Raw genomic sequence first — 26,843 nt, 5'->3', positions numbered from 1 at the left:
TTGCAAAATGCTTCAAAGGTTCTGAAAACTGAACCTTCTCTTCAGAACATCAAAAAACGCTATGATCAGCTTGATAAATGGGATGAACGATTAAATAAAAATGATGGTTTTATCCGTTGGAAAGATGAAAGTATCAGAGAAGCTTCCGATCATTTCAGATGGATTCATTCTTTCGAGAAACAGATTCAGGAAGCCGAACAGCGAATTGAAAATATTAATTGGCTGAATCCATTGAAATTAAAGGAAAATCGGCTCACGAAAGATAGAGCCGAAGAAGAAATTACTAGAGTGAAAACCGAAATTAAATTCCATGATAAAAAGCTAAATTACCACCGTGAAAAGCTTGGATTTAGCAACGAGAAGGAATTTAACCAGATGAAAACGCAACATGAAGCAGAACGTCCAGAACTCCTGGAGAAAAACAAAAACACTCGTCAATATATCCGTTCAGAACGTAATGTGCTTCATAAAGCTGAAATTGCCCATAAAAACGCTTTTGTCCGTCAGGTAGCTTCTTTGTATCCTGAACGCCCTGAAATGCGTTATATGGACTTTAAAACAGCTACAAAACTTGCAGGACTTCATAAAAATGGTGTTGTGGTTTCAATTGAAACCATTGAAAAAAATCCTGAATAGCCGAAAACAAGAAGTACAAAAGCTTCAAGGAGAAATTTCTCGTGTTGATCAGACAAGAGGACGCTTGAAGCGTGCAGAACGTTATCTGAAAGATTTCGAGAAACATCAAGCTATTGTAGAGAAATACGAGAACAATCCTTTACTAAAAGGAAAAATGCTTGTTTCTAAGTCTGCCAAACGAGAATATGACAGTGCAGTAACTACCAGTGACAGCTATAAAGATTACATGAAAAAAGAAGGCATAACAATGTATAAAATCATGCATAATCGATAAAAATAAAAAACAGCCAAACCCATGATATGACTGAGTTTGACTATTTGATTTACTTCGTATAGTTGGCATTATGTTAACTAAAAATGTATACAGTATTCAATCCTAAATACATTTAACGTATTATTTATCCTTTTTTGGAGTCAAAATAATATTCTCTTCTAACTGACTATTCCACTCAATTGAAAAAGTTATTTTATCATTATCCGTAATCGTTACTTCTCTAAGTGGTTCCTTCTTAACTATTTTACCTTCAGTTAAGGATTCTTCACCACCTGTACCAAACCCATTACCGTTAAGAAGCCACTTCACTCTTTCTGGAGCTTCTTCTTCATTAAGGTAGGATATCTCTGTGGTAAGTGAATATGTTTTATCACCTGTTTCAAGCATTTTTGCTGATACAATCCAATTTTCGGAATTACCTTCAAAATAATACTCTTCACTAATATAATCACCTTTGTAAAGGGTACTTACCACAATATAAATTGCAAATACTAAAACAATTGAAATTATCAAGTAAACCAGAGATGATTTTTTCATAAATTCTCCTTATTTATATAATATATATATCTATAATAATTAACGAGAATTATGGGTGCAATATTATTTTGTTACATTATTTGTGAAATTTATTGTCCATTTACTTGAACCACGTGTTAATTCTGCGGAACTTTTATGCCCCACAACAGTTACATCAGCATTAATGTCAACTCCTACCCAACTACTAGGTATTGCGTAAGAATATGTAGAACTACCTGGGTATTGAACTTTACTGCTTTGTGTAACACCAGGTCCTGAACAACTTCTTCCTGTTTGTCCCCAGTTAACTGTTTTTGTTCCAATTGATACACTTGTATCTAAACGAGTCCATCCACCAGTAACAGATGTTAAATCAATACAAGTATTATTAGTTCGGCTAAAATTATTAGTAGAGTAAGCCCTAACACTACCTGATTCTTCAGTATATGTACCGTAATCTGTATCTGAATACATTACGGAAACAAGATCCTCTTCCATTACCTCTGCAAATTCAGTTACAGCAAACACTTCAGTTTTGACTCCGTCTGTTTCGTAAACTTCAATTAATTCACTTGTTCCAAGAGTCTCTATTTCTGCTTCTACTTTTTTACCGTCTTTTGTTTTTTTATCCCCTACTAATGTTACTTCTGTCTCAGTTATTTCATCAAGTTCGTTCTCAGACAAAAATCCTTGTTTGTTTTTAGCCATCTTATATAATTTGTCTATATCTTTAGTTTGTTCCTTCTTATATAAGACTTTTGAATTGCTTGTTTTAGGCTTTAAACATTCACTAGAACTATCACCTAATTCATTAGCATTAATCGGTGATGCTGAAATTACAGATGAAACAATTAGAGAAACTAATAATGCTGAAACAATTTTTTTCATCTTAACCCTCCTAATTTTTGGTATCGAGAGTATATATTCACTAAATAATTGAATACCCCTTCAAAAATAGGTAAATAAATGTAAAATAGTAATATTTAACTACTTGCAAACAAGGTTTTAATTTTGCTTTATTTTTATTTTTTCTTTCTGGAACTAATATCATTTTTCTAGCGCTAACCAACATTTCATTTGTCTGCAATACAGCCTTATCTTCATCGAAGAATATCGTTATGTTACTAGGGATACTGTACTCACCATTTAATGGAACTGTAACAACCGTAACCCCGCCACCAACCGTATACACAGTCGTTTTTTCTAAATTAAAGGCAGACTCAGGAGCGATACTCTCAATTTCACCGTCTGCTACTCTATTTGATACCGCATCGATAAACTGCTCAGCCCATCGCCTGTAAGTACCGTAATACCTTGACCATCATCACCTTGGGCATTAACCATCGAATTTCACTTTCGACACATTTAAAACCTCATAGATTCTGATAGTTAGATACTCTAACAGGGCAAGTGTACACTAGGAAATTAGATAATTCAATATATTACCAGAATTTTTAGTATATTTTGTCATTTCATTTTCCTTATGTATCCTAGCAAACACAAGGCTTACTCCGCCCCCGCTCCACACCGTGCATGCGACTTAATTCTGATTGCTGTTATGTATTATGTAATCCTTGTATGAAATATGATTTTGATTCTATTGAACGTTTTAATTGTGTCCCACTATAACAAAAGCACGCACTTTGTTCTACTATCTTCAACATAGTAGAACAAAACAGGGCACTTTGTTATAGTATCTTCGACTTTTTCCGAAATACTATAACAAAAGCACGCACTTTGTTCTACTATCTCCAACATAGTAGAACAAAACAGGGCTCTTTGTTATAGTATCTCCAGCATAGTAGAACAAAACATGGCACTTTGTTCTACTATCTTTGACTTTTCCCGAAATACTATAACAAAAGTAAGCTCTTTGTTATTCAAAATACTATAACAAAACACCACCCTTTGTTTATCAATTTGCAAAAGAACAATACACCACAACACGTTACCCGCTCCCCTGACTCCCCTAAAAAATTACAGCAATCCCCCTTTCCATCCCGCACCAATTCTTATGCCTTTGTCCTAAGGACATCTTTACGTTTTCACTATGCAAAGAGTTCATTGGTCCAGAGAATTTATTTCTGCAGGGAAATTCTGAATCAGTAACAAAATTGTGATTCCGCCCCTTCCAGGAAATAAAGCTTCTTCTCAAATGGCAGACGAAGGGCGGACAAGCTAATCTTCTCTGAATCTCCCAATTTCCGTTAAAATAATTAAAGGTCCTTTTAGAATTGATAGGCTCCCCCTTCGTTCCGCTGACTGTTCCTGCTGCATCCTAACCGCATATGCTGAAGCTCCTGATCTCCGGTTTCAAAGTACATATTGAGCAATTCCCAGTGAGAAGTTCTGCCAGATAATGAGGAACGCCGGCATTTTTCTTCAAATACTTGAGTGGTTGCCTGCTTGAAAATCAGCAATAAAAAAAGCCCGCTCACAGGCGGGCCTAAACATGTATATAAAGGGGGGGAACACAAAGTTGTAACTACTCGGCAAGCTTTTCGAGATTGCCGTTACGGTCCATTTTGAACTTAGTGGAAGGGCGCTCTTCCTCTTCAAAGAGGACAAGCTTTCTTGCACGGTTCATAATTTTCATTAAAGTATCGTAGTCTTCCTGAGCGGAAGAAGTATCCTGCTCGAGCCTTGCTACCTGCTTTTGAAGATCATGATTCATTCTTAGCAAATCTCCATTTTCACGCTTAAGCCTCTCATTTTCATGCTGAAGGGCTTGAAGCTGAACGGTATCTCCACGATAAGATTGCAGAAAATCAACCACATCATCCAAAGTGAGCTCTTGGGCAGCTGGTGCTGAAGGCGGGCTGCTGCTGTAGTAAGGCATTTGGTTCTGAATCATTCCAAAATCCATTTCTTCCTGCTCTTCGCTGAATTCCTCCAGATAAAGAGGTTCCGGTGCTTTATCATTCTCATAGAATGGCATCATATCAACCTCTTCTGCAGCAGGCATTGAAGTTTGGTTTTCAGGCGGTGTGTACAGCAGCTGTTTTTTAGCCGGCTGGCCTTTGCCCATGGAGCGCATTTTTTGCTTGCGTTGTTTTTTGGCAAGCTGAAGCGCCTTTTCATAATTATGTCTGACAACTGCATTCCAGCGGAAACCGCAGGCAGCGGATGTGCGATTTAATTTATCTCCTACTTCTTCAAAAGCATTTAACTGTGTGCTTCCTTCGCGAACATGGCGGAGGACCGTTTCGGCTAGCAATAAATCATTCTCTTCAGACCAGGCATCTTGTCGTTGTTTCATACTTACTCAACTCCCTCATGTAACTTTGTTTGTTGATAATAGGATGGACAGGACGGAAGTGTTTTATACAAGATTTGTAAAAGGATACTAGATTTTTTTTCAAGAGTTAAAAACTATTATTTTGTCAGTGAGACTGCCCGGAAAAAAATTCCCGCCCTTGCATTGGCGGGGCAGAAAAGGTAAAATACCATTTAGTGTTTTATCATTATTAAAGAACAATCAAGTGATATAGATTGCAGGGAAAAAAGTGCTGTATTCGGCTTTGATGCGGAGCAGCGGCCTGCCAGTATAAACTAAGAAAGGTTGTCGTTATACATGGCCAATGAATTCCGTGTTTGCGACGATTGCCAGGCAACAAATATAAAAACCTTGGTGCCCCGCCTGAATAAGGTTGACCCTGATGCGAGCATAGATATCGGCTGTCAATCTTACTGCGGTCCTGGACGCAAAAAATCGTTCGCATTTGTAAATAACCGTCCTGTTTCAGCTCCCAGCGAGGACGAGCTGATCGAAAAAATTGAAAAAAAGCTAAACAAGTAAAAATCGCCTCTGCAGTCCCTGCACAGGTGATTTTTTCTGTCTCAGCCATATTTTTTCATTTTCCCAAGCTGTGAATGAGACAGGGGAATTGTTATAATAGGACTACGACTTAATGGAAGAGGGAAGAGCAATGACACAGCCAACTGGAAAACTGACAGAAGAGAAGGTGTTCAAAGACCCCGTTCACCGCTACATCCATGTAAGGGATAAACTGATATGGGACTTGATCGGCACCTCTGAGTTTCAAAGGCTCCGCCGAATCCGCCAGCTCGGTACAACTTACCTGACCTTTCATGGAGCGGAGCACAGCCGCTTTAACCACTCGCTTGGCGTGTATGAAATTGTCCGCAGGATCGTGGACGATGTTTTCCGGGGCAGAGCTGAATGGAATGAGGAAGAGCGCATGCTGGTGCTATGTGCTGCGCTTCTTCATGATTTAGGCCACGGCCCTTTCTCGCATTCTTTTGAAAAAGTGTTTCACCTGGATCATGAGGACTTCACCAGAGCGATTATTCTGGGAGACACGGAAGTCAATAAAGTCCTCAGCAAAGTGGGCAAAGATTTTCCTAAAAATGTGGCTGAAGTCATTGCAAAAACATATCCCAATAAACAGGTGGTCAGCCTGATTTCAAGCCAGATTGATGCTGACCGGATGGATTACCTGCAGAGGGATGCCTACTACACCGGCGTAAGCTACGGCCATTTCGACATGGAACGGATCCTGAGGGTGATGAGACCCAGGGAAGATCAAGTTGTTATTAAACAAAGCGGCATGCATGCTGTAGAAGACTACATTATGAGCCGATATCAAATGTACTGGCAGGTTTATTTTCACCCTGTTACCAGAAGCGCTGAAGTAATCCTGACAAAAATTCTGCACCGCGCGAAACAGCTTCATCAGGAATACTATACATTCAAGCAGGAACCCACTCATTTTTACTCCATCTTTGAAGACGAATTGTCACTGAAGGATTACCTGAAGCTTGATGAGTCTGTCATTCTCTTTTATTTTCAGGCATGGCAGGAGGAAAGCGACCCTGTGTTAAGTGATCTTTGCAATAGATTTATGAACAGAAATCTATTCAAGTATGTTGAGTTTCACCCGACCAATGAACAAATGATGAAGCTGATGGAGCTGACATCACTGTTCAAAAAGGCTGGAATTGATCCCGATTACTATCTGGTTGTGGATTCTTCGTCAGATCTGCCATACGACTTTTACCGTCCCGGCGAGGAAGAGGAAAGACTGCCGATTCACCTTCTGAAAACGAATGGAGACCTAAGGGAACTTTCAAGAGAATCTGAGATTGTAGATGCCATTTCGGGTAAAAGAAGAACAGATCACAAACTTTATTTTCCTCTGGATTTACTGGAAAATATGTCATCCAAAAAAGCCGTCAAGAAAAAGATTTTGGAGCTGCTTCACATACATAAATAAATGAGAGATATAAGGTTAGGAGATGAAGGGGATTGTTAAAGGAACATGCGAAGCTGATGAAGGTATTCTCTGCGTCCGGAGAAATCATCGGCCGGAAAAAGCTTCAGAAAATCATTTATATAGCCAAGAAAATCAATTATCCTTTTTACGAAAAATATAATTTTCACTTTTTTGGACCGTATTCAGAAGAGCTGACGCTGAAGGTGGAAGAACTTTGCAATCTTGGTTTCTTAAACGAGGTAAGGGAAAAGAAGGGCGGCTACTATCAATACCGCTACTCGCTCACAGAATCCGGAGAGCAGTTCCTCACGCACTATGAACTGGAAATGCCGCAGCTCAAGGAGTGCCTCGAAGACCTGAACGGCCAGTCTGCAAGATTTCTTGAACTCGTTTCAACAGTTTTGTTCTTTTCAGATCTCGACAAAGAAGAAGTTTCCGAAAAAGTGTTTACATTGAAAAGCAAGCAGCGCTACACAGCTGAAGAAATAGACGAAGCCTATGAATTCATTGCCGCAATTCAGCAAAAAACAGCAGTACAAAAAGTGTAAAGCCCAGGGCTTTATGCTTTTTTTATGAGAAAAAACTTGTTCAGCCATCAGGTAATATATGTTAAATTAAAAAGTATAACCGCATAACGGAGGGACAATCATGGAATACACATTTAAAAGAGCAGATGAGGCACAGATTCAGGAAATCTATGAACTGGCCGGGGAAAACAGGAGAGAAGCGACCAACCATGTATCAGATGATAATCGGCAAAAAATGATAGAGGCTTATGAGCACTCTGCAAAGCATTCAGCCTATTTTTTATGCTTGATGGATGGTGAAACACTGCTGGGCTGGGTAATGATTGATAAGGCTTTTGACTTTCTTACGGGAGACGAAATAGGCTGGGTTAATGATTTATATGTGAAAAAGGCGTACAGGGGAAGGGGATATTCAAAGCTGCTCATGGAGGAGGCCTTAAAGGAATTTGAGAACAACGGGTATCAGGATGTGGGATTGAATGTATACGTACATAATGAGACGGCCATGAAGCTGTATGAAAAAATAGGATTTCGGGATGTTAACAAATTTATGAAAATAAAAGTGTAAAAGCAAAAAGCTTGAGGTGCTCCTCAAGCTTCTGAATTCTTCATTCGGAATCGCTCAGGCGTTTTCCGCCCACTGCGTAATGATTTTTGCTCATTTCTTCAATAAATACAGCGATCTTCTCAGGAGCTGCGCCTGTTGTTTCGGAAACAGCTGCAGTTACCTTCTCAACAAGGGCGCGCTTTTGGTCTTCTGAACGGCCCTCAAGCATTTTTACAGTTACATATGGCATAGCGTTGCGCCTCCTTTATATGTCTTTACTCTTCAAATATAGTATACTTTAAAAGAAAATGCATGTTTCTATCCCGCTGGAGGAGAACAAAATCATGGAGAACTTCCTTGCATTTCCGGTTGAACTGATACCTTATGTAATCGTCGTCCTGATGATTGCCTTTACATTTCATGAATTTGCACATGCATATGTCGCTTATAAGTTTGGAGATCCAACAGCCAAAAAACAGGGAAGGCTTACTCTTTCCCCGCTGGCGCATCTGGACCCGTTCGGCACGATCCTGATCTTTATTGCCGGCTTTGGTTGGGCAAAGCCCGTTCCTGTGAACCGGTTCTTTTTTAAGCGGCCGAGGCTTGCAGGTGTACTTGTATCTGTCGCCGGCCCGCTTAGCAACCTCGTCATTGCATTCATTGGAAACGCATTGTACTTAATACTATTTCAAACAGGTGCCTTTGCTGCCATGCCGGAAAACATTGCAATGGTGACTGATCAGTTTCTGCGAATTCTCATCAACCTGAATATTGTGCTGTTCATTTTCAATCTGCTGCCATTTCCGCCGCTTGACGGCTACCGGATCATAGAAGATTTGGTACCGAATGAGATAAGGGCAAAAATGACACAATATGAAAACTACGGCATTGTTCTGTTTTTGATTCTGGTGATTACGCCGCTTGATCAATACACCATTCAACCGCTCTTTGATTTCGGCAGGGAAGCTGTAATGACACTGTTTAACCTTCTACTACAACCGCTTCGCTAAGGAGGAGTCATAAATGGACGGAGAAAAAAAGAAAAAAAACATAGGCTTTAATATCATAAAAAATGACCCGACAGACGGACACGGAGGATTTGGTGTCGGTGCCTTAAGCCTGGACAACGTCTCACCCGTCTTCGTCGACATTGAAGAAGGGGAAGCCTTTATCGATATCGGGGCTATGCACGCCCGGAGTACAGTCGAAAAAGGTATCAAATTTCTCAAAACAAAAGAAGAAGTACCTAACGGAAAGCCTTACTGGCTCGTATGGGTAACCGTAGATCGTAAGCAGGAAGGCCCTTATTATGCTGGCGTCACAGCCTGTGAAATGACCGTTGACCGCTCCATCAGGAGAGGCTACAAATCTCTCCCGGAACACGTAAACAAAATGGACAAATCAATCAAACGCCACATCATGGTGAACTTTATGGATGAAACATCAAAACGCATTCTCTCAGACTTTCTAAAAAACCACAATGCAGACATGTGGAACAACTCCTCAGACGAATTGAAAAAGGGGCTGGCGGCCGAATAGGCCTGCCAGTTTTTTTTGTGGGGAGACGGAGCGGGCGGGGGTGATAGGAGAGCAAAATGGGGTTGTTTGTTATACGATATTGGAGATAGTAGAACAAAGGGGCCCTGTTTGTTATACGATTTTGGGGATAGTAGAACAAAGCAGCCCTGTTTGTTATACGATATTGGTGATAGTAGAACAAAGAAGCCCTGTTTGTTATACGATATTGGTGATAGTAGAACAAAGCGGCCCCACTCTTTATATCCTCGCCGCACTTCATCCAGCCTTAAAATAGTACGTTAATACCAGGAAAAACGATTCAGAGGAGGCAGATCATGTCTCCTCATTTCAACATGCAGAATATCCGGCCATTGTAGAAAAACCGAGGTTACAATCACAATCTTACAAGCTATCAACAATTGGGCACATTCCAAAAGTGATAAAGATTGATAAAATATGCCACTTCTTATAGAATTTAGCATGTGGTACTTTTTTACCATATTAACGATGTAATTTGTTAAAGAGTATGGAGCACCTCCAAAAGAAGATGGAGGATATCACCTTTTTGGTCAGTATGTGACTGCTGCCGCTTTTGGAAGCTTTTAGAATCATAACCGCAGGGAAAACAATACAATGGGAGAATGGAGTTTGAGAATGAACAGTTTAAAGGGGAAGATTTTAACCGGGTTTGCAATTATTTTAACGATATTGATTACAATTAGTTCGTATAATTACTTTGCAATGAATTCCTTATCAAATCAAGTAGAAGAAATCACTGATAATGACATGGTTTTTTTGGAAGATATTAATTCCATATCATTTAGTGTAGCCAATCGGGCTAAAATTGCTAGAGACTATATTCTTTTTAATAGAGAAGAGTTTAAGGTGCAATTTTTAGAGGAAACCGAAAAGGCAATTCAGACGGAAGAAAATCTTTTTAAGGCAATCAATGAGGGCGTTATTTCAGGCGGGCTTGCAGCTTCCATAAAGGAAGCGGATGAAAAGACAATTCGATGGAGAAAGCTTGTTACTGATCAGATTATTCCTCTTTATGATAGCGGTGACCAAGAAGGAGCCGTTCAATTAATGGCAGAAAAGTGCCTTCCTTACAGCCAGGAGGCAATTGATGCCTGGGTAAAGGTTGTGGATATCCAGAATGAAATCACAAAAACTCAGGCTGAGAATGCTGTTTCGACTGCTTCCCAAGCAAAAATTTTCACGGCTGTGGGATTGATTGCAGCTGTTGTGATTTCGATTGCTGTGGCCTTATATATTGCCAATAAAATATCGAGGGCCATTTCATTGGTTGTTCAACGGCTGGAAATTATCGCAAATGGCGATCTTCGCGGAGAATTATTAGAAACAAAGTCGGAAGATGAAGTAGGCCGATTAATCAAAGCCTCCAATTCAATGGTACAGAACTTGAAGGCCTTGTTATCAAGGGTAGCAGAAACGTCCAATCAGCTTGCTGTATCTTCACAGCAATTTACCGCTTCAGCCCAGCAGTCTTCTTCATCAGCAATGCAGGTGACGACTTCAGTCCAGGAAATTGCTAAAGGTGCAGAATACTCCGCTGTGAGCGCAATGGAAAGTGTGAGTGCGATGGATAGTATGTCTAAGGAAGTGCAAAGGATTGCTCATTCTTCTTCAGATGTATCTCAGGAATCTCAAAGTTCCAATCAACAAGCAGTGGAAGGCCGTGCACTGATTCAAAAAGCAGTAACTCAGATGCATTCAATTGAAGTGTCGGTGGGCACAACAGCAGATCTTATTAGTGAACTTGGTGTCCGCTCGAACGAAATAGGCCAGATCGTCGAAGTTATAACCGGAATTGCAAGCCAAACAAATCTTTTAGCTTTAAATGCAGCGATAGAAGCTGCGAGAGCGGGTGAGCAGGGTCTGGGGTTTGCAGTCGTAGCAGACGAAGTGCGTAAATTAGCGGAGCAGTCGAAGAATTCAGCAGATCAAATTGCGCAGCTGATTAATGAAATTCAACAAGATACACATGCAGCCATCGCGTCCATGGACAGTGGAACGAAGGAAGTAAACATTGGAACAAATGTCATCAATGAAGCAGGACAGGCATTTGGAAAAATACAAGAATCCATTAAGCTTGTTTCAGAAAAGATCGATGAGGTGTCAACGTCAACAGAACAAATGGCAGCCTCGGCACAACAAGTGAATGCGACCATAGTTTCCTTGGCTGACATTGCTCATAACACATCTGAAAATTCCCAAAATGTAGCGGCTGCATCAGAGGAACAACTTGCCACGATGCAGCAAGTAAGCGCTTCGGTGAATGCACTGAGCAGCTTGTCAGATGAGCTTCAAAATGAGCTGAGCAAGTTTAAATTTTAACAAGTAAGAAAAAATGACTGGGAATTTGGTTATTAGAAGTTCCGCTTGTTTGAGTCTCAATACCCCATATGATAGACGGTGGGTTTCTGTCTATTCATTCAATGAATAAAGGATTTCCCTCAATGTAAACCAGAAAGAGTCATTTTATGCAATCTTGGCAACACTGTTTTCAGCGACCTAACAGTGTAACCTGGATGACACCTCCCACTAAAGAAAAAATAAGCGTAAGATTTCCGGTTACATTCAGAATAGGCCGTTCTTTAGAGGAAATAAGGGAATGAATTCCGCTTAAGCTGCTGAAATTGCTCCATTTGAAGGTTTTTTAGATGCATAGGCGGAAATCTTCCGTTTATTTCAGTCCATTTTCGCTGTTTTTTCTTAATAGGCGGAGTTCCTCCGGTTATCTATATATAGCGGCTTTCACGGGGCGCCTCCCCGCCCTAATAACTAAGTAGTTCTAAAAAGAAGTGCCATATTAAACCTACACTAGCAGGTGTTCAAATTTTTACACCGTGTCCAAGAACGAACACTTAAAAGTTTCAAAAAAAGGCATTTACAAAATACGGTCTGATTTGATATAATGAGTATCCATGAGAGTCTCCTTTATTAGCAGTCACGGATAACGTGGGTTTAGCTGCTACTTCAGGAGATTTTTTTCTGCATTCTTCCATAAAAAAGCCCCCTATCACTTCAATTTAGTAGTAGGAAATTAAATTTATTTTTGGCCTGTGGATACATATGCAATGTAGTGGAATACCTCCGGTTAATTTCTGAAACGATGGAGCTCCACTTACATATAACAGTTAGCAAAAAACGCCAGAATTTGTCCATTTTGTGAATAAACTGTGAAGAACTTGTGGTTATTTCATAAAATGAGTAGACTGAATATAAAGATATAAAGCTAGGACACGAAAAACCCCGGGAAGGCTACCCGGGGTTTTTTGTGTCTTTTTTCCATGGGAAAATCCTCTGCCACCAGCTTTTTTTCGCTTCTTCCTGCTGTGGAGGAGAATTGTCTCCAGGAGATTCCTGCGAATGCTCCGTACAGTGCTCGACTGGCAGCGTTCCTGCTACAAAGTAGGCAAAATGCCTGACTGGGCAGTTTTTTCCGGCGAGCTTTCCGTTTTCAGGATTGATATAAACGCCTTCTACGCCTTTAGGAGGCTTGAACGCGGAGATCGGTTCATCCTTTAAAGCTTCTTCCATAAATGAAGCCCAAATCTGCTTGGCATAGCTTTTTTCCTGTACATGGTCGATGGTTCTGTTCTTATCATAGCCGGTCCATACTCCTGCGTTCAGATCAGGTGAAAAGCCGATCATCCAGCTGTCGGTTTCTGTGGTGCCAGACTTTCCGGCATAGCTTCTGGTAAGCTGTTCGCTGATGCTGCTTCCCGTCACTTTTGTGTAGCCGTTCAGACTTTTGTCAAACATGCCCTTCATCATATGGACCGTCACAAAAGCAGCCTGCTCATCCAGCTTTCTTTCTTTTGAGTAGTCTGCGCTGTATATTTCATTGCCTTGGCTGTCTTCCACCTTTGTGATAAATACAGGGTCTGCTGCGTAGCCGCCATTCGCCAGCATGCTGTAGCCTGCCGTCATATCAAGCAGATGTACGGGAGAGGTGCCGAGCGCCAATGAAGGAACATGGGCGAGCTTGCTTGTAATGCCAAAGGTTTTTGCAGTGAAAATCAGCTTTTCCATCCCCAGAAACAAATGTGTTTTAACAGCGTAAATGTTATCGGAAAGTGCCATGGCCTGTGCAAGGGTAATGGGTTTTTCCGCATAATAGCCGTTGTAATTACTGGGCTGATACGTCGATTTTCCCTCATCATACGTAAAAACCGTTGGTGCACTCTTCATTTCAGTTGCAGGAGTAAAGCCTTCCTTTACTGCGGCATAATAGAGGAAGGGTTTCATCGTTGAGCCGGGCTGCCTTTCCGCCTGCGTGACCCTGTTAAACGGGCTTTCCTGGTAATCGCGGCCGCCGACCAGGGCTTCCACATGCCCATTTTTTGGATTCATCGCTACAAAGCCTGCCTGAAGCTCTGTCCCTTCCGGAATAGTACTGCGGATGATGTTTTCTGCAGTTGTCTGAAGCCTCGGATTCAGCGTGGTGTATATTCTGAGTCCCTTTGCAGACAGTTCTTTTTCGTCCAACCCGAGTAGTGAGGAAAGGCTCTTCATTGCAGCATCTTGAAAATAGGGAGCAGGGTGCTGCTGTTCCAACTGATCCCGTTTGCGGTACTGAAGCTCAGCGGCAAAAGCGCTGTCTGCTTCTTTTGCTGTGATATAGCCTTCTTTAACCATCATCTGAAGGATTACCTGCTGGCGCTGCCTGGCTTTTTCCGGCTGAATCAGCGGCGAGTATGAGCCTGGCCCCTTTGGAATTCCGGCCAGCATGGAAGCCTCGCTGAGCGTCAGTTCGCTTGCATGCTTGTCAAAATAATAGGAGGCTGCTGCTTCAATTCCATAAGCGCCATGGCCATAGTAAATGGTATTTAAATAGCCTTCAAGGATCTGTTCTTTGCTGTAATTCATCTCAAGCCGTAAAGTGTACAGTGCTTCATCCATTTTTCGTTTCCATGTTTTTTCATGAACAAGAAACAGGTTGCGTGCGTATTGCTGAGTAATGGTGCTGGCTCCCTGAACCTTTGCCATTGCCTTAATATCAGCGATGGCTGCACCCGCAATTCTTTTATAATCAAAACCGTGATGTTTATAAAAGCTCCGGTCTTCAATACTAATCGTCGCTTTTTGCAAATACGGAGAAATGTCGCCGAGCTTCACCCAGTATCTTTTTTCGCCATTATGGGTTTCTCCAATCACACTTCCGTCTCCGGCATAAACAATAGTTGACTGAGGGACTGTGAGTGACGGAGCACCCTGCTGAGACAAATAATAAATCATGCCGAACAAAACAGTCGATAGAAACAAGGCTGCCAGCAGTCCCAAAAACAACAGTGCCCTGATGGTTTTCAGCGTATATTTTATTCTGCGGTCTGCAAGGATATCCCCCATTTTGTCCACCTCACTGTTATCGTCCATAAAAGTTTTTAACAGTATGAGAAGAAAATGGCCTTTTTAAACCTGTCTCTATGAAAAAATGAAATTGTTCTTGCATTTTTGCTAGATTCCTCTATACTTTTTTTAGGTTTGGAAACAAAATAATAGGATTGTAATCCATGGTTTAGGGAATCATACCAATGGATGAAATACTTTAAAAAATAGACTAGGAAAGGATGTTGTAACATGGGAGGATTATGGTACACAGAGAAGCAGACTGACAGCTTCGGCATCACATTGAAAATCAACAAAACTTTACATACAGAGCAAACAGAATTTCAAAAGCTTGAAATGGCGGAAACGGAGGAATTTGGAAACATGCTGTTTCTTGACGGCATGGTGATGACATCCCAAAAGGACGAGTTTGTTTACCATGAAATGGTGGCGCACGTACCTTTGTTTACCCATCCTAACCCTGAGAACGTGCTTGTAGTGGGCGGCGGAGACGGAGGCGTTATCCGTGAAGTACTGAAGCATCCCAGCGTAAAAAAAGCAACGCTTGTGGAAATTGACGGCAAGGTAATTGAGTATTCGAAAAAGTACCTTCCGGAGATTGCAGGCCAGCTTGAGAATTCCCGCGTGGAAGTAAAAGTGGCAGACGGATTCCTGCATATTGCTGAAAGTGAAAATGTATACGATGTAATTATGGTAGATTCTACAGAGCCTGTTGGCCCTGCAGTGAATCTCTTTACAAAAGGCTTTTACGCAGGAATTTCAAAGGCATTGAAGGAAGACGGCATTTTTGTAGCCCAATCTGACAATCCTTGGTTTACACCTGACCTGATCCGCAACGTACAGCGCGATGTGAAAGAGATTTTCCCGATTACGCGCCTTTATATTGCAAACATTCCAACATACCCAAGCGGCCTTTGGACGTTCACAATTGGTTCCAAAAAGCATGATCCGCTTGAAGTGAGTGAAGAGCGTTTCCATGATATCGATACAAAGTACTACTCAAAAGAGCTTCACAAAGCAGCTTTCGTGCTGCCGAAATTTGTGGAAGATCTTACGAAGTAAACCGGGAGGACTGTGAACATGCGATTTGAAGAAGCATATTCAGGCAACGTATTTATCAAAAGCCATCCTTCCTTTGAGGAAAGCGAAGCAGTCATATACGGCATGCCGATGGACTGGACAGTGAGCTACCGTCCGGGATCAAGGTTCGGCCCCGCCCGCATCCGCGAGGTGAGCATCGGCCTTGAGGAATACAGCCCGTATCTGGACCGTCATCTTGATGACGTGAAATACTTTGACGCAGGAGATATCCCGCTGCCTTTCGGTAACGCACAGCGCAGCCTGGATATCATTGAAGAGTATATCGACAGCCTGATGGATCAGGGAAAATTCCCGCTTGGTATCGGCGGTGAGCATCTTGTATCCTGGCCGGTCATGAAATCTGTTTACAAAAAATATCCTGATCTTGCAGTTATTCATATGGACGCGCATACCGACCTGAGAGAGGAATATGAAGGGGAGCCGCTCTCCCACTCAACTCCAATCCGTAAAATTGCCAATCTGATCGGACCGGAAAATGTGTACTCATTTGGAATCCGCTCCGGCATGAGGGAAGAATTTCAGTGGGCGAAGGAAGCTGGCATGCACATCTCAAAGTTTCAAGTGCTGGAGCCCCTAAAGGAAATCCTGCCAAAGCTTGCCGGACGCCCTGTATATATCACAATTGACATTGACGTGCTGGATCCGGCCCATGCACCTGGAACTGGGACAGTTGACGCCGGAGGCATTACCTCCCGTGAACTGCTTGCTTCCATACATGCGATTGCAGAATCTGACATCTCCATTGTGGGAGCTGATCTGGTCGAAGTTGCACCGATTTACGACCATTCAGACCAGACTGCAAACACAGCCAGCAAGCTGCTTCGTGAAATGCTGCTCGGCTGGGTTTCAAAGCGCCCGTAATTGTATAACCCCAGAATGTAAAGGAAAGCCTTGGATATGCCAGGGCTTTTTCTTTTCCATCCTCCTTGCCTGTGCCCAAAAATGATGGCTGCTATTGAACTTTTCCAAAGAAGTCTTTATACTATTTAAGTTATAAGGACAGCGAAAGGATGTGTTTGCTGTGAAGAATTCATCGCCTGTACAAATTCATGTGCATTCTGTTATAAAAAGCGGCGAAACTGAAGAAATCATTGAGTTTAAAACAACCGGAGAGTACTATCAAAAGGAATCCTCCTCGTATTTGTCGTATAAAGAAGAACACGACTTTGGAAATGTTTCTACTGTGGTAAAGATGAATGAGGAAGAAGTTTTTATCATGAGAAGTGAAGCACTTAGAATGAGGCAAAGGTTTATCCCCAATGAAGATACCATTACAGACTATAAAACTCCCATCGGACAGCTTCAGCTGACTACCAGGACCCTGGGTCTAGCGTACGACCACAGCATAAAGCCCCTGCAAGGCCGGCTGAAATTAACATATGAGCTGGAAATCGGCGAAGCGGAGAAGCATTTACATACATTAACCATCTCATATAAGGAGGAAGAGTGATGAACGTAGTTGAGCAGATGAAAGAACAGTTAAAAGAAGAAATAAAAGCAGCGGTTTTGAAGGCTGGACTTGCAGAGGAAAGTCAGCTGCCGGATTTGATTCTGGAGCTTCCAAAGGATAAAGCAAATGGAGATTACTCCACGAACATGGCGATGCAGCTGGCACGCGTGGCCAAAAAGGCGCCGCGTGCAATCGCAGAGGAAATTTCGGCAAATCTTGATAAGGACAAAGCTTCTATAGAAAAAATAGAGGTGGCAGGTCCGGGCTTTATCAATTTCTACATGAACAATTCATATTTAACAGACCTTGTCCCGGCGATTTTAAAAGCACAGGATCAATACGGTGAAACGAATATTGGAAAAGGTGAAAAGCTTCAGGTAGAATTTGTGTCTGCCAACCCTACCGGAACACTGCACCTTGGCCATGCACGCGGTGCGGCAGTAGGCGATTCGCTGTGCAGCATCCTGGCTAAAGCGGGCTATGATGTATCCCGTGAATACTACATCAATGATGCCGGAAATCAAATCAACAATCTGTCATACTCCATTGAGGCACGCTATCTGCAGGCGCTTGGGCAGGACGCGCAAATGCCGGAAGACGGCTATCATGGCCAGGACATTATTGATATTGGCAAAAAGCTTGCTGATGATTATGGAGACCGGTTTGCAAAAGAAGAAAGAGAAGAGCGGATTGCATTTTTCCGTGAGTACGGACTAAAATTTGAAATGGATAAACTTCGCAGCGATCTTGAAGCCTTCCGTGTGCCATTTGATGTTTGGTATTCAGAAACTTCATTATATGAAAACGGAAAAATCGACAACGCTTTGGAGGCTCTGCGTGAAAAAGGCCACATCTTTGAGGAAGATGGAGCAACTTGGTTCCGCTCCACAACGTTTGGCGATGACAAGGACCGTGTCCTGATTAAAAAAGACGGCTCCTATACGTACTTAACACCTGACATTGCTTATCACAAAGACAAGCTGGACCGCGGTTTTACAAAGCTGATTAACGTGTGGGGAGCAGATCATCACGGCTACATTCCGCGTATGAAAGCTGCAATTGAGGCACTTGGCTATGGAAAAGATACACTGGAAGTGGAAATCATCCAGCTGGTTCACCTGTACAAAAACGGCGAAAAAATGAAAATGAGCAAGCGGACCGGGAAAGCTGTAACAATGAGAGACCTGATGGAAGAGGTAGGCCTTGACGCAGTACGCTACTTCTTCGCCATGCGCAGTGCCGACACGCACATGGACTTTGACCTGGATCTTGCTCTGTCACAATCAAATGAAAACCCTGTGTACTATGCACAATATGCGCACGCGCGTATCTGCAGCATGCTGCGCCAGGGAGAAGAGCAGGGACTATCCTATGAGGGAAGCCTCAAGCTTGATGAACTCTCCAGCGAAAAAGAAATCGATCTTCTGAAAAAGCTAGGTGAATTCCCGCAGGCTGTAGGAGAGGCGGCTGCCAAGCGCATTCCTCACCGCGTAACCAACTATATATTCGAACTGGCATCAACACTTCACAGCTTCTACAATGCCGAAAAAGTGCTGGATCCAGAAAACGAAGAAAAAAGCCGTGCGCGCCTCGGCCTTATGAAAGCAACGCAAATCACCATGAAAAATGCGCTCGCCCTAATTGGCGTATCATCCCCTGAAAAAATGTAACAATGAGAGAGTATCCTGGCGGATGCTCTCTTTTTTGGTTTTTGTTAAGACTATCTCGCTGAAAAGCCAATATAGTCTAACAAAGCTGTCCGTTTGTTCTACTATCTCCGCGATGCTATAACAAAGTGAGTGTTTTTGTTATACTATCTCGTTGAAAAGCCAAGATAGTATAACAAAGCAGCTCCGTTTGTTCTACTATCTTCGTGATGCTATAACAAAGCGGCCTCTTTTGTTATACTATCATGCTGAAAAGCCAAGATAGTATAACAAAGTAGTCCCGTTTGTTATACTATCTCCGCGATACTATAACAAAGCAGCCCCGTTTGTTCTACAAACTAAACGAGCTATAAAAAAGTCTTCTTTAAAATTCCTCATCTTAACCCACCACTAAAACTTACCCTGTTCATGCTAATCAACCAGTATTACTCCGTCTATTGACTTTCCCAAATAACCCCGTATTTCGAATGAACATGTGTCGCCCTTAAATAAAATGCCCCTCCCCGCTCACCCCCGCAAAAATATGCTAAAATCACTATAAACAAAGAACGGAGGAATACTCTTGAATAAATTGTACGGGGCCCTGTGCCTCTCGGCTGCCGCTTCGATTTGGGGAGGCATGTATGTTGTGAGCAAGGTGGTGCTGGAGCAGGTGACGCCGTGGGTACTGCTGGAGATGCGGTTTCTGCTTGGCTTTCTTGTGCTGTTTGCTTTGGCAGCGTTACGGAGGGAAACAGCTGTTGAGAAAAGTGATCATACATACTTTGCCATGATTGCGATTGTGGGCTACACAGGTTCGATCGGGATGCAGTTTATCGGAACGCATCTGTCCAACGCGTCAATGGGCTCGCTGATTACCTCAGCATCTCCTGCATTTATTTCGCTATTCGCTGTTTGGGTGCTGAGAGAAAAGCTTACGGGTACCAAAGGATTTGCCCTCCTGCTTGCAACGATAGGCGTGTTTATTGTGATCGGCCTGCCGGGGGATGCCGGCGGATCAGAATCTGCATTTACCGGAAATGTTGTTCTTTTGGGAGCAGCAGTGACCTGGGCATTATATACGGTTCTGAGCAGAGTGCAGACGAAAAAGTACAGCTCTCTCACAGTAACAATGTGGGTGTCGCTGTACGGCGTAATTTTCACCTTGCCTCTGGCAGCTGGAGAGGCGGTGCTCACTCCGGCAAGCATTGACTGGAGCGCTTCTTTAATACTTGGAATCCTATATTTGGGGGTTGTTTCAACAGCGGGGGCATTTTATTTGTGGAACAAAGGGTTTGAGTATATGGACGCTGCAACAGGCTCACTGTTCTTTTTTCTGCAGCCGATTGTCGGCACGCTGCTCGGGTTTGCTCTGTTGAATGAGCCGCTGAACCTGAACTTTCTGGCTGGAGGAGCACTGATTGCTGCAGGCATTTATCTGGCAAACTTGCAGCCTCGCAAATTGCAGGCCGGCAGCGACAAGGCCGCCGGCTGAGGCGGGCCTCACCACTCTATGCTGCCTCCCGAAATCCGCTTGACACCTCTAATCTTTGAAATCTCTTCAACAAGCTTCAGGAGAGATTTGTCTTTTTGCTTGGCCTCAATCATCATATCCACATCCTGCCCTGTTTCCTTAAGAGCTTTAAACAGAGGGAGGATAAAATCGAGATCCACATAATCTGCATGGCTGCGAATCTCTTTTTCTGATTTAGGTGAAGAAATATGAATTTTAGGCAGCAGTCCTGTATGATCCCATGTGGCAAAAAAGCGGGGCAGCAGGTCCTGAAGCTCTGCATGATCATCTTTATTGGCAATCTTATGATGATAATCAAACATGCAGGGAACGCCGGCTTTTTCACAAACCTCCAACGTTTCCTCAGTTGTATAGGTTTTGTCATCATTCTCAAGCGTCATCCGCTGATACACTTCCCGAGGGATTTTCTTGCTGTTTTCATAAAATTTTTCAATAGAGGATTGTTTGTCCCCATAGGCGCCGCCAACATGAATGTTGATCATGCCTTCTTTCTCCAGCCCCATTTCCGCAAGCATATCATAGTGGTAAACCATATCCATCACTGCATTGTCTGTTATATGCTTTTTAGAACTTGTAAAAAGCGTAAATTGATTGGGATGAAAGCTTGTCCGCAATCCATGCTTTTTCACAAGATTCCCTATTTCCCTGAACTCCTTTTTAAAAGGCGTTTTCCAATCCCAAAGAACCTCCGGATGGGTGGCGAGGGGGACAATGGAGGATGAAAAACGGTATAAAGGAATCTCATGGGCAATATTATAATGAATAATGCGCAGGGTATGATCCAGATTTTGTTTTGTTACATGAAGCAATGCTGCTTCGCGCTCGATGCTTTCAAGCTTCTCATATCGTGCAAAGGTCATTGTTTTTGCGGGCGAGCACTCCCACAGCGACAGGGCATTTGCTACATATCCAAAGCGAATAATCATAGTAAGCTCCTTTATAAGTTGTTGACCATTCAGAATAAAATAAAATGACCAGTCCACTCTCACTTTTCCCATAACGGTTACGTTTCTGAAGGCGGCGGGCATTGGCCTTATTTAGAAAACAAGGGAAAAATAAGCGGAACTATTTCGGTTAATTGCAAAAAACAGCTATTTTTAGGGAAAATAAGCGGAACTTTTAGTCAAGTCCATAATATTGTGTAAAAACTTAGTTACATGTATTCGACATAAATTAATCAGGATAAGTATGGTTCTCTTTGCTAGGGGGTAGGTGTGGCCTTAAGGCCACACCTACCCCCTAGCGCTCAATAAAGATACTTTCTATTTCCTGAATCTAACGCTTTGTCATGGTCCATTAATACAGCTCCAATTAGTCGAAAAGCAGATTGGGTATTGGGGAAGATTCTAATAACCCTTTCTCTTCTCCGAATCTCAGAATTTAACCGTTCCAGGTTGTTCGTGGTTCGAAGCTTCTGATGATAACTATACGGCTCATTCATGTATTGAATAGCGTCTTCAAAGCCATCATCCAGAATGGAAATAGCTTTTTGATAAGCTTTCTGACTTTCATAGGTTTCAATAAACACATTTTTTAACACACGAGCTTCCTCTGGTGTAGCTGCATCAAAGATCCGTAATAGTAAGTGTTTGGCATCCGAACTATTTTTCTTAGGCATACTGTCATAGATGTTCCGCTTAAAATGAAATGTGCAACGTTGCCAGCTTGCACCTATAAACGATCCTTGGATGGCCTTTTTGAGTCCTTCATGTGCATCTGAAATAATCATCTTAGGTGATTGAAGTCCTCTAGATTTGAGCATATCAAAAAATTTTGTCCAGCTGGCTTTAGATTCAGAGTGGTCGACACGTAATCCGATAATTTCTCGTTTGTTTTGGTCATTTATCCCCATTGCGATATAAACCGCTTTTGAAACAACACGTTGATGTTCTCGTACTTTAATGTACATCGCATCAACAAATAAATACTTATAGTACATTACATTTAGCGGACGATTAGCCCACTCATTTACAACCGGATCCAGGTTTTTTGTGATATTTGAAACCAGGGATTTAGATACACTTTCCCCACAAAGTTGTTCTATGATTTTCGTTACGTTACGGGATGAAACGCCATTGACTACCATTTCCATCATAGAAAGGACAAAGGCCTGATCGATACGCTGATACTTCTCAAAAACAGAAGTGGAAAACTTACCACTCCTCGTACGAGGGACCTTTAATTTAATTTTCCCGATAGAAATCAAGAAATCACGCTCATAATAGCCGTTTCTGTAATCGGAACGACCTTCAGTTCTTTCATACCAGCTAGCATTTAAATGATCATCTCGCTCTTGTTCCATCACTTGATTCAAGATAAGTATGAGTGAGGATTTTAAGACGGAGTCTAACTCAGCATTCATTAGCTGGTCTTTTAAATCCTCAAGATTTACGGTAAGATTAAGTTGGGTCATCATCATTTCCTCCAGTACAATTTTTCTTGGTCGAAAACATTGTAACATGGGGATGATGATACCCTTTTTGTTTTTACACAATTATATGGACTTAATCGAACTTTTCCGGTTAAGCTGATGAAATACCCTCATTTCCTGTGAATTCAGTCTCATAAGCGGAATGTCTCCGGTTATATAAGGCTTTTTTTATGAAATTTTTAAGATAAGAGGAAATGTTACGCCTATTTATCAGATAGGCGACCAACTGCTGTCAAAAAGGATGCCTAATCCGATCTCAAGGTGTGTTTTAGGTTGAACCCCTCAATTGTCAGCCAGCTTTCACGGTTTTAGGTTGAACCCCTCAATTGTCAGCCAGCTTTCACGGTTTTAGGTTGAACCCCTCAACTGTCAGCCAGATTTCACGGTGTGTTTTAGGGTGTAACCCTCAACTGTCAACCAAATTTCACAGCATGTTCTAAGTTGTACCCTGTAATCTCAGAATGAAACGGCTGAGCTTTCTTGCCCACCGTAAAGAATCCCAGGAATTTATTTGGACAGAACACTATAAAAAGTGTGAAATGGCAGCGGCAGCCCTTTCCTTCAGCCGTTCTAATAAGGATCTTTTATGATAAAATTCCAGCGTCAGCCTTTCAGACCGGTTGATGTCTTCAAAAATAGTTGCTTTCACAGATCTGATAAATTCTCTGTCAAAGATCAATAAATTGACCTCTGCGTTCAGGTAGAGGCTGTGCTTATCAAAATTGGCCGTTCCGATATCACAAAAAGAATCATCAATCACCATAACCTTGCCATGGTAAAAGCCGTAGTAGTAACGGTATATTTCGCAGCCTTCCTCAAGTAGCTTTTCATAGTAAGGAAAAGAAGCTTCCTTTACACCGGGATGATCAGAGCGCATTGGCACCATGATTTTCACACTGATGCCTTTTCTTAATGCTGTAATCAGCGCTTCATGAAGGGTGTGACTTGGAATAAAGTATGGTGTGCAAATATGGATTTCGGATTTTGCCTCTTTGATAAATGATAAGAACAGAGCTTCAAGGTGATGTGCAAAGGTGGGGACCACCCTTACCTTGCTGCTGCCCTCCTCCAGAGATGGGAAGTACAGCGGGTGATTGGCGATAGTGTTCTCTGTACCAACTGCATGAAACCAATCTTTGAGAAAAAGATCCTGAAGGTCAGAGGCAGCTTCGCCGGTTACCTTTAAATGATAATCGCGCCAGTACCCGAGCTTGGGATCCTTTCCAAGATATTCCTTTCCAATATTAAAGCCGCCGAGGTAACCGATTTTTCCGTCAATCACGGTGATTTTCCGGTGGTTTCTTGCCTGCAGCGTGTAAAAAAAGAAAGGAAGGCGGGGCTTGTGCGCAAACTGAAACTGGACGCCGCTTTCTTTTAATTGGCTGATATACTTTCTCTTTAATGTAAAACTACCCACATAATCCAGCAGCAAACGCACCTTAACACCTTCGGCCGCTTTCTGCTTCAGCAAATAAAGAAATTCCCGGCTTTCTTCATCGTTTCGCATGATATAAAAAAGAACATGAACGGAATGCGTGCTTCTTCGAATTTCATCAAATAAGTCAGCATACAAATCTGTTCCATCTATAAAAAGTGAGAGATCGCTTTTTCGTATGGGGTAAGTTCGGTTAATGGAGCTTTTTAGAAGATGCTCTCGCCCGTAAACAAAATCGAGCCTGATCATCACGATCAGCACAAGCAAAATCAGGGCGGCCACAATCCATACCATCACTTATTCACCCCCTGTTATAGTAGTTATTAGCATAGCCGGTGGAAGGAAAAAATATGAAAAGAAGATTTTAACAAAAAGATTGACTGAATGCTCATTCATTATTATCATGAAAGTAAGCAGTAATAATCAGAAAATTTTTTCATTGTCAATATTCACGACAAAGGGATTTGCAATGAAACATCGTTAGAATGGGGGCTGATAAAGTGAATGCACTGCTTTGGATCAATTTAATCGCTTTTTTAATTGTAACCGCTTACGGACTTAGCCTGTTTGTGTATCTTATCAGGACAAGGCTGGCCTATATCAGGCTTGGTAAAAAAGTGGAGTTTGATAAGGACTTAAAAGCACGTCTTGAAAAGGTATGGGTCAATGTATTTGGCCAGAAAAAGCTGCTGAAGGATAAAAAGAGCGGCATTATACACGTGATGTTTTTTTACGGCTTCATATTGGTGCAGTTCGGAGCGCTTGATTTCATTATTAAGGGAATTGTGCCGGATGCACATCTTCCGCTGGGGCCGCTGTATCCTGCATTTACATTTTTCCAGGAGATTGTCACATTTGTCATTTTGATAGCAGTTGTCTGGGCATTTTACCGCCGCTATATTGAAAAGCTTGTCCGTCTGAAAAGAAATTTCAAGGCCGGCCTGGTTCTTCTGTTTATTGGCGGGCTTATGCTGACAGTTCTGCTTGGGAACGGAATGAATCTTATCTGGCATAATCATGACTTAACGTGGTCAGAGCCGATTGCCTCATCATTTGCATATCTGCTTGGGTTTGCCGGGGAAACCGGAGCGATTGTCATCTTTTACATTGCATGGTGGATTCACCTGCTGATTCTTCTCACATTCCTTGTGTATGTGCCTCAATCCAAGCATGCCCACTTGATTGCAGGGCCTGCCAACGTCTTTTTCAACAGGCTGTCCCCTCCTGGGAAGCTTGGGAAAATTGATTTTGAGGATGAAACACAGGAAAGCTTTGGAGCAGGAAAGATTGAAGATTTTACACAGCCGCAGCTGATTGATCTTTATGCCTGTGTAGAATGCGGACGATGCACAAATATGTGTCCTGCGACAGGAACTGGAAAGATGCTGTCGCCGATGGATTTGATTTTGAAGCTTCGCGATCATTTAACGGATAAAGGTGCGGTCGTTACGCAAAAATCTCCATGGGTGCCTGGATTTGCTTTCAATCATACGAAAGGAAATCAGCTTGCACTTGCTGCTGCCGGGCAGGGCGCACAGGAGTCTGCTGCAGCACTGGTCTATAACCCGAGCCTGATCGGAGAAGTCATCACAGAAGAGGAAATCTGGGCTTGTACTACCTGCAGAAACTGTGAGGATCAATGTCCTGTGATGAACGAGCATGTAGACAAAATCATCGATATGAGACGTTATTTGGTTCTGACAGAAGGAAAGCTTGACGCAGATGCGCAAAGAGCCATGACCAACATTGAAAGACAGGGAAATCCTTGGGGGCTGAACCGCAAGGAACGTGAAACCTGGAGAGAAGCGCGTGAAGATGTTGAGATTCCGACAGTGAAGGAGCTTTCTAAGCAGGGAGAAGAATTTGAGTATTTGTTCTGGGTGGGCTCCATGGGCTCTTTCGATAATAGAAGCCAGAAGATTGCTCTTTCATTTGCAAAGCTTCTTAATACAGCGGGTGTCAAATTCGCGATTCTCGGCAACAAAGAGAAAAACTCGGGAGATACGCCTCGCCGTCTTGGCAATGAATTTCTTTTTCAGGAACTGGCAGTGAAAAATGTGGAGGAATTCGAGAAAAACGGCATTAAAAAGATTGTGACAATTGATCCTCATGCCTATAACATCTTTAAGAACGAATATCCTGATTTCGGGCTGGAGGCAGAAGTGTATCATCATACAGAACTGCTTGCGATGCTTGTGAAGGAAGGAAAATTAAAGCCTCAGCACGAAGTAAATGAGACGATTACGTTCCATGATTCCTGCTATTTGGGCCGGTACAATGAAGTGTATGAGCCTCCGCGTGACATTTTAAAAGCGATTCCGGGAGTAAAGCTTGTAGAGATGCAGCGCAACAGGGAAAATGGAATGTGCTGCGGAGCAGGCGGCGGCCTGATGTGGATGGAGGAAGATACGGGCTCACGGATCAATGTGGCCAGAACTGACCAGGCATTGGCTGTTCAGCCGAGTGTCATCAGCTCCGGCTGTCCGTACTGCCTGACCATGCTGAGCGATGGTACCAAGGCGAAGGAAGTAGAAGAAGAAGTTGGTACCTATGATGTAGCTGAGCTGCTGGAAAGAGCAGTATTAGGGGAAGAAAAGACGGAACTCGTTTCATAA

General features: G+C 42.5%; 25 protein-coding genes. 16 read left to right on the top strand and 9 right to left on the bottom strand.

All coding sequences use genetic code 11. The features are described from left to right. Together GJU40_RS03000 and GJU40_RS02995 are read left to right on the top strand one after the other, a co-directional pair. Positions 1-636, top strand: a complete 636-nt coding sequence (locus tag GJU40_RS03000) for a hypothetical protein (protein WP_154306267.1) — start codon at positions 1-3, stop codon at positions 634-636. Beyond that, positions 608-910 carry a hypothetical protein gene (locus GJU40_RS02995; RefSeq protein WP_154306266.1) on the top strand — a complete coding sequence of 101 codons (303 nt, stop codon included), beginning with the start codon at positions 608-610 and terminating at the stop codon, positions 908-910. Before GJU40_RS03000 ends, GJU40_RS02995 begins: the two co-directional genes overlap by 29 nt. A gap of 120 nt (positions 911-1,030) precedes the next feature. Here GJU40_RS02995 and GJU40_RS02990 read toward each other — a convergent pair whose 3' ends face one another. The 4 genes from GJU40_RS02990 to GJU40_RS02970 all read right to left on the bottom strand — a co-directional run bounded on the left by GJU40_RS02990 (position 1,031) and on the right by GJU40_RS02970 (position 4,685). Then, positions 1,031-1,447, bottom strand: coding sequence for a hypothetical protein (locus tag GJU40_RS02990; RefSeq protein WP_154306265.1), 417 nt, complete (start codon positions 1,445-1,447; stop codon positions 1,031-1,033). Positions 1,448-1,510: 63 nt separating this feature from the next. Next, the gene (locus tag GJU40_RS02985) at positions 1,511-2,314 is read right to left on the bottom strand and encodes a hypothetical protein (protein ID WP_154306264.1); all 804 of its coding nucleotides are present in this window, start codon (positions 2,312-2,314) and stop codon (positions 1,511-1,513) included. A gap of 1,340 nt (positions 2,315-3,654) precedes the next feature. Beyond that, positions 3,655-3,846, bottom strand: a complete 192-nt coding sequence (locus tag GJU40_RS02975) for a hypothetical protein (RefSeq protein WP_154306262.1) — start codon at positions 3,844-3,846, stop codon at positions 3,655-3,657. Between the two features lie 65 nt (positions 3,847-3,911). After that, the gene (locus GJU40_RS02970) at positions 3,912-4,685 is read right to left on the bottom strand and encodes an RsfA family transcriptional regulator (RefSeq protein ID WP_154306261.1); all 774 of its coding nucleotides are present in this window, start codon (positions 4,683-4,685) and stop codon (positions 3,912-3,914) included. Positions 4,686-5,000: 315 nt separating this feature from the next. Between GJU40_RS02970 and GJU40_RS02965 the strand changes: the two genes are divergently transcribed. From GJU40_RS02965 to GJU40_RS02950, 4 genes are all read left to right on the top strand, one after another. Further along, a complete protein-coding gene (locus tag GJU40_RS02965) occupies positions 5,001-5,225 on the top strand; it encodes a YuzB family protein (protein WP_154306260.1) in 225 nt (74 codons plus the stop codon). 130 nt (positions 5,226-5,355) lie between these two features. Beyond that, positions 5,356-6,663: an HD domain-containing protein gene (locus GJU40_RS02960; RefSeq protein WP_154306259.1), complete on the top strand. Its 1,308-nt coding sequence runs from the start codon at positions 5,356-5,358 to the stop codon at positions 6,661-6,663. A gap of 32 nt (positions 6,664-6,695) precedes the next feature. Next, positions 6,696-7,211: a YwgA family protein gene (locus GJU40_RS02955; RefSeq protein ID WP_154306258.1), complete on the top strand. Its 516-nt coding sequence runs from the start codon at positions 6,696-6,698 to the stop codon at positions 7,209-7,211. Positions 7,212-7,311: 100 nt separating this feature from the next. After that, the gene (locus GJU40_RS02950; protein WP_154306257.1) at positions 7,312-7,758 is read left to right on the top strand and encodes a GNAT family N-acetyltransferase; all 447 of its coding nucleotides are present in this window, start codon (positions 7,312-7,314) and stop codon (positions 7,756-7,758) included. 40 nt (positions 7,759-7,798) lie between these two features. On the opposite strand, the gene GJU40_RS02945 is transcribed toward GJU40_RS02950, so the two are convergent. Further along, a complete protein-coding gene (locus tag GJU40_RS02945; protein ID WP_154306256.1) occupies positions 7,799-7,987 on the bottom strand; it encodes a 2-hydroxymuconate tautomerase in 189 nt (62 codons plus the stop codon). Between the two features lie 94 nt (positions 7,988-8,081). On the opposite strand from GJU40_RS02945, the gene GJU40_RS02940 reads away from it, so the two are divergent. From GJU40_RS02940 to GJU40_RS02925, 4 genes are all read left to right on the top strand, one after another. Next, a complete protein-coding gene (locus GJU40_RS02940; protein ID WP_154306255.1) occupies positions 8,082-8,747 on the top strand; it encodes a site-2 protease family protein in 666 nt (221 codons plus the stop codon). 13 nt (positions 8,748-8,760) lie between these two features. Beyond that, positions 8,761-9,276 (top strand): YwhD family protein, encoded by a 516-nt coding sequence (locus GJU40_RS02935; protein ID WP_154306254.1) that lies wholly within the window; start codon positions 8,761-8,763, stop codon positions 9,274-9,276. Positions 9,277-9,316: 40 nt separating this feature from the next. After that, the gene (locus GJU40_RS02930) at positions 9,317-9,550 is read left to right on the top strand and encodes a hypothetical protein (RefSeq protein ID WP_170289310.1); all 234 of its coding nucleotides are present in this window, start codon (positions 9,317-9,319) and stop codon (positions 9,548-9,550) included. 359 nt (positions 9,551-9,909) lie between these two features. Next, complete coding sequence (locus tag GJU40_RS02925) at positions 9,910-11,613, top strand: methyl-accepting chemotaxis protein (RefSeq protein WP_170289309.1); 1,704 nt, start codon at positions 9,910-9,912, stop codon at positions 11,611-11,613. A gap of 927 nt (positions 11,614-12,540) precedes the next feature. Here the strand turns inward: GJU40_RS02925 and GJU40_RS02920 are convergent. After that, positions 12,541-14,631 carry a transglycosylase domain-containing protein gene (locus tag GJU40_RS02920; RefSeq protein WP_154306251.1) on the bottom strand — a complete coding sequence of 697 codons (2,091 nt, stop codon included), beginning with the start codon at positions 14,629-14,631 and terminating at the stop codon, positions 12,541-12,543. Positions 14,632-14,862: 231 nt separating this feature from the next. Between GJU40_RS02920 and speE the strand changes: the two genes are divergently transcribed. The 5 genes from speE (at position 14,863) to GJU40_RS02895 (ending at position 20,323) form a co-directional block, all read left to right on the top strand. Further along, positions 14,863-15,693, top strand: a complete 831-nt coding sequence (speE, locus tag GJU40_RS02915) for a spermidine synthase (protein ID WP_154306250.1) — start codon at positions 14,863-14,865, stop codon at positions 15,691-15,693. Positions 15,694-15,711: 18 nt separating this feature from the next. Further along, on the top strand, positions 15,712-16,593 hold the full coding sequence (gene speB, locus GJU40_RS02910) for an agmatinase (RefSeq protein ID WP_154306249.1): 882 nt from the start codon (positions 15,712-15,714) through the stop codon (positions 16,591-16,593). Between the two features lie 160 nt (positions 16,594-16,753). Further along, positions 16,754-17,182, top strand: a complete 429-nt coding sequence (locus GJU40_RS02905; protein WP_343031361.1) for a YwiB family protein — start codon at positions 16,754-16,756, stop codon at positions 17,180-17,182. Further along, entirely contained in the window at positions 17,182-18,852 is a 1,671-nt protein-coding gene (gene argS / locus GJU40_RS02900; protein WP_154306248.1) for an arginine--tRNA ligase, read from the top strand. Before GJU40_RS02905 ends, argS begins: the two co-directional genes overlap by 1 nt. A gap of 559 nt (positions 18,853-19,411) precedes the next feature. Then, positions 19,412-20,323 carry a DMT family transporter gene (locus tag GJU40_RS02895; protein ID WP_154306247.1) on the top strand — a complete coding sequence of 304 codons (912 nt, stop codon included), beginning with the start codon at positions 19,412-19,414 and terminating at the stop codon, positions 20,321-20,323. Between the two features lie 8 nt (positions 20,324-20,331). Here GJU40_RS02895 and uvsE read toward each other — a convergent pair whose 3' ends face one another. The 3 genes from uvsE to cls form a co-directional block, all read right to left on the bottom strand. Next, a complete protein-coding gene (gene uvsE, locus GJU40_RS02890; protein WP_154306246.1) occupies positions 20,332-21,288 on the bottom strand; it encodes a UV DNA damage repair endonuclease UvsE in 957 nt (318 codons plus the stop codon). Positions 21,289-21,608: 320 nt separating this feature from the next. Further along, on the bottom strand, positions 21,609-22,775 hold the full coding sequence (locus GJU40_RS02885; RefSeq protein ID WP_154306403.1) for an IS256 family transposase: 1,167 nt from the start codon (positions 22,773-22,775) through the stop codon (positions 21,609-21,611). Positions 22,776-23,316: 541 nt separating this feature from the next. Further along, the gene (gene cls / locus GJU40_RS02880) at positions 23,317-24,522 is read right to left on the bottom strand and encodes a cardiolipin synthase (protein WP_154306402.1); all 1,206 of its coding nucleotides are present in this window, start codon (positions 24,520-24,522) and stop codon (positions 23,317-23,319) included. A 206-nt stretch (positions 24,523-24,728) separates the two neighbouring features. On the opposite strand from cls, the gene GJU40_RS02875 reads away from it, so the two are divergent. Beyond that, a complete protein-coding gene (locus GJU40_RS02875) occupies positions 24,729-26,843 on the top strand; it encodes a (Fe-S)-binding protein (protein ID WP_343031360.1) in 2,115 nt (704 codons plus the stop codon).

The sequence above is a fragment of the Metabacillus lacus genome, from assembly GCF_009674805.1.
Classification (GTDB): domain Bacteria; phylum Bacillota; class Bacilli; order Bacillales; family Bacillaceae; genus Metabacillus_C; species Metabacillus_C lacus.
The sequence above is the reverse complement of the archived record's forward strand: the minus strand, read 5'-3'. Positions and strand labels throughout refer to the sequence as shown.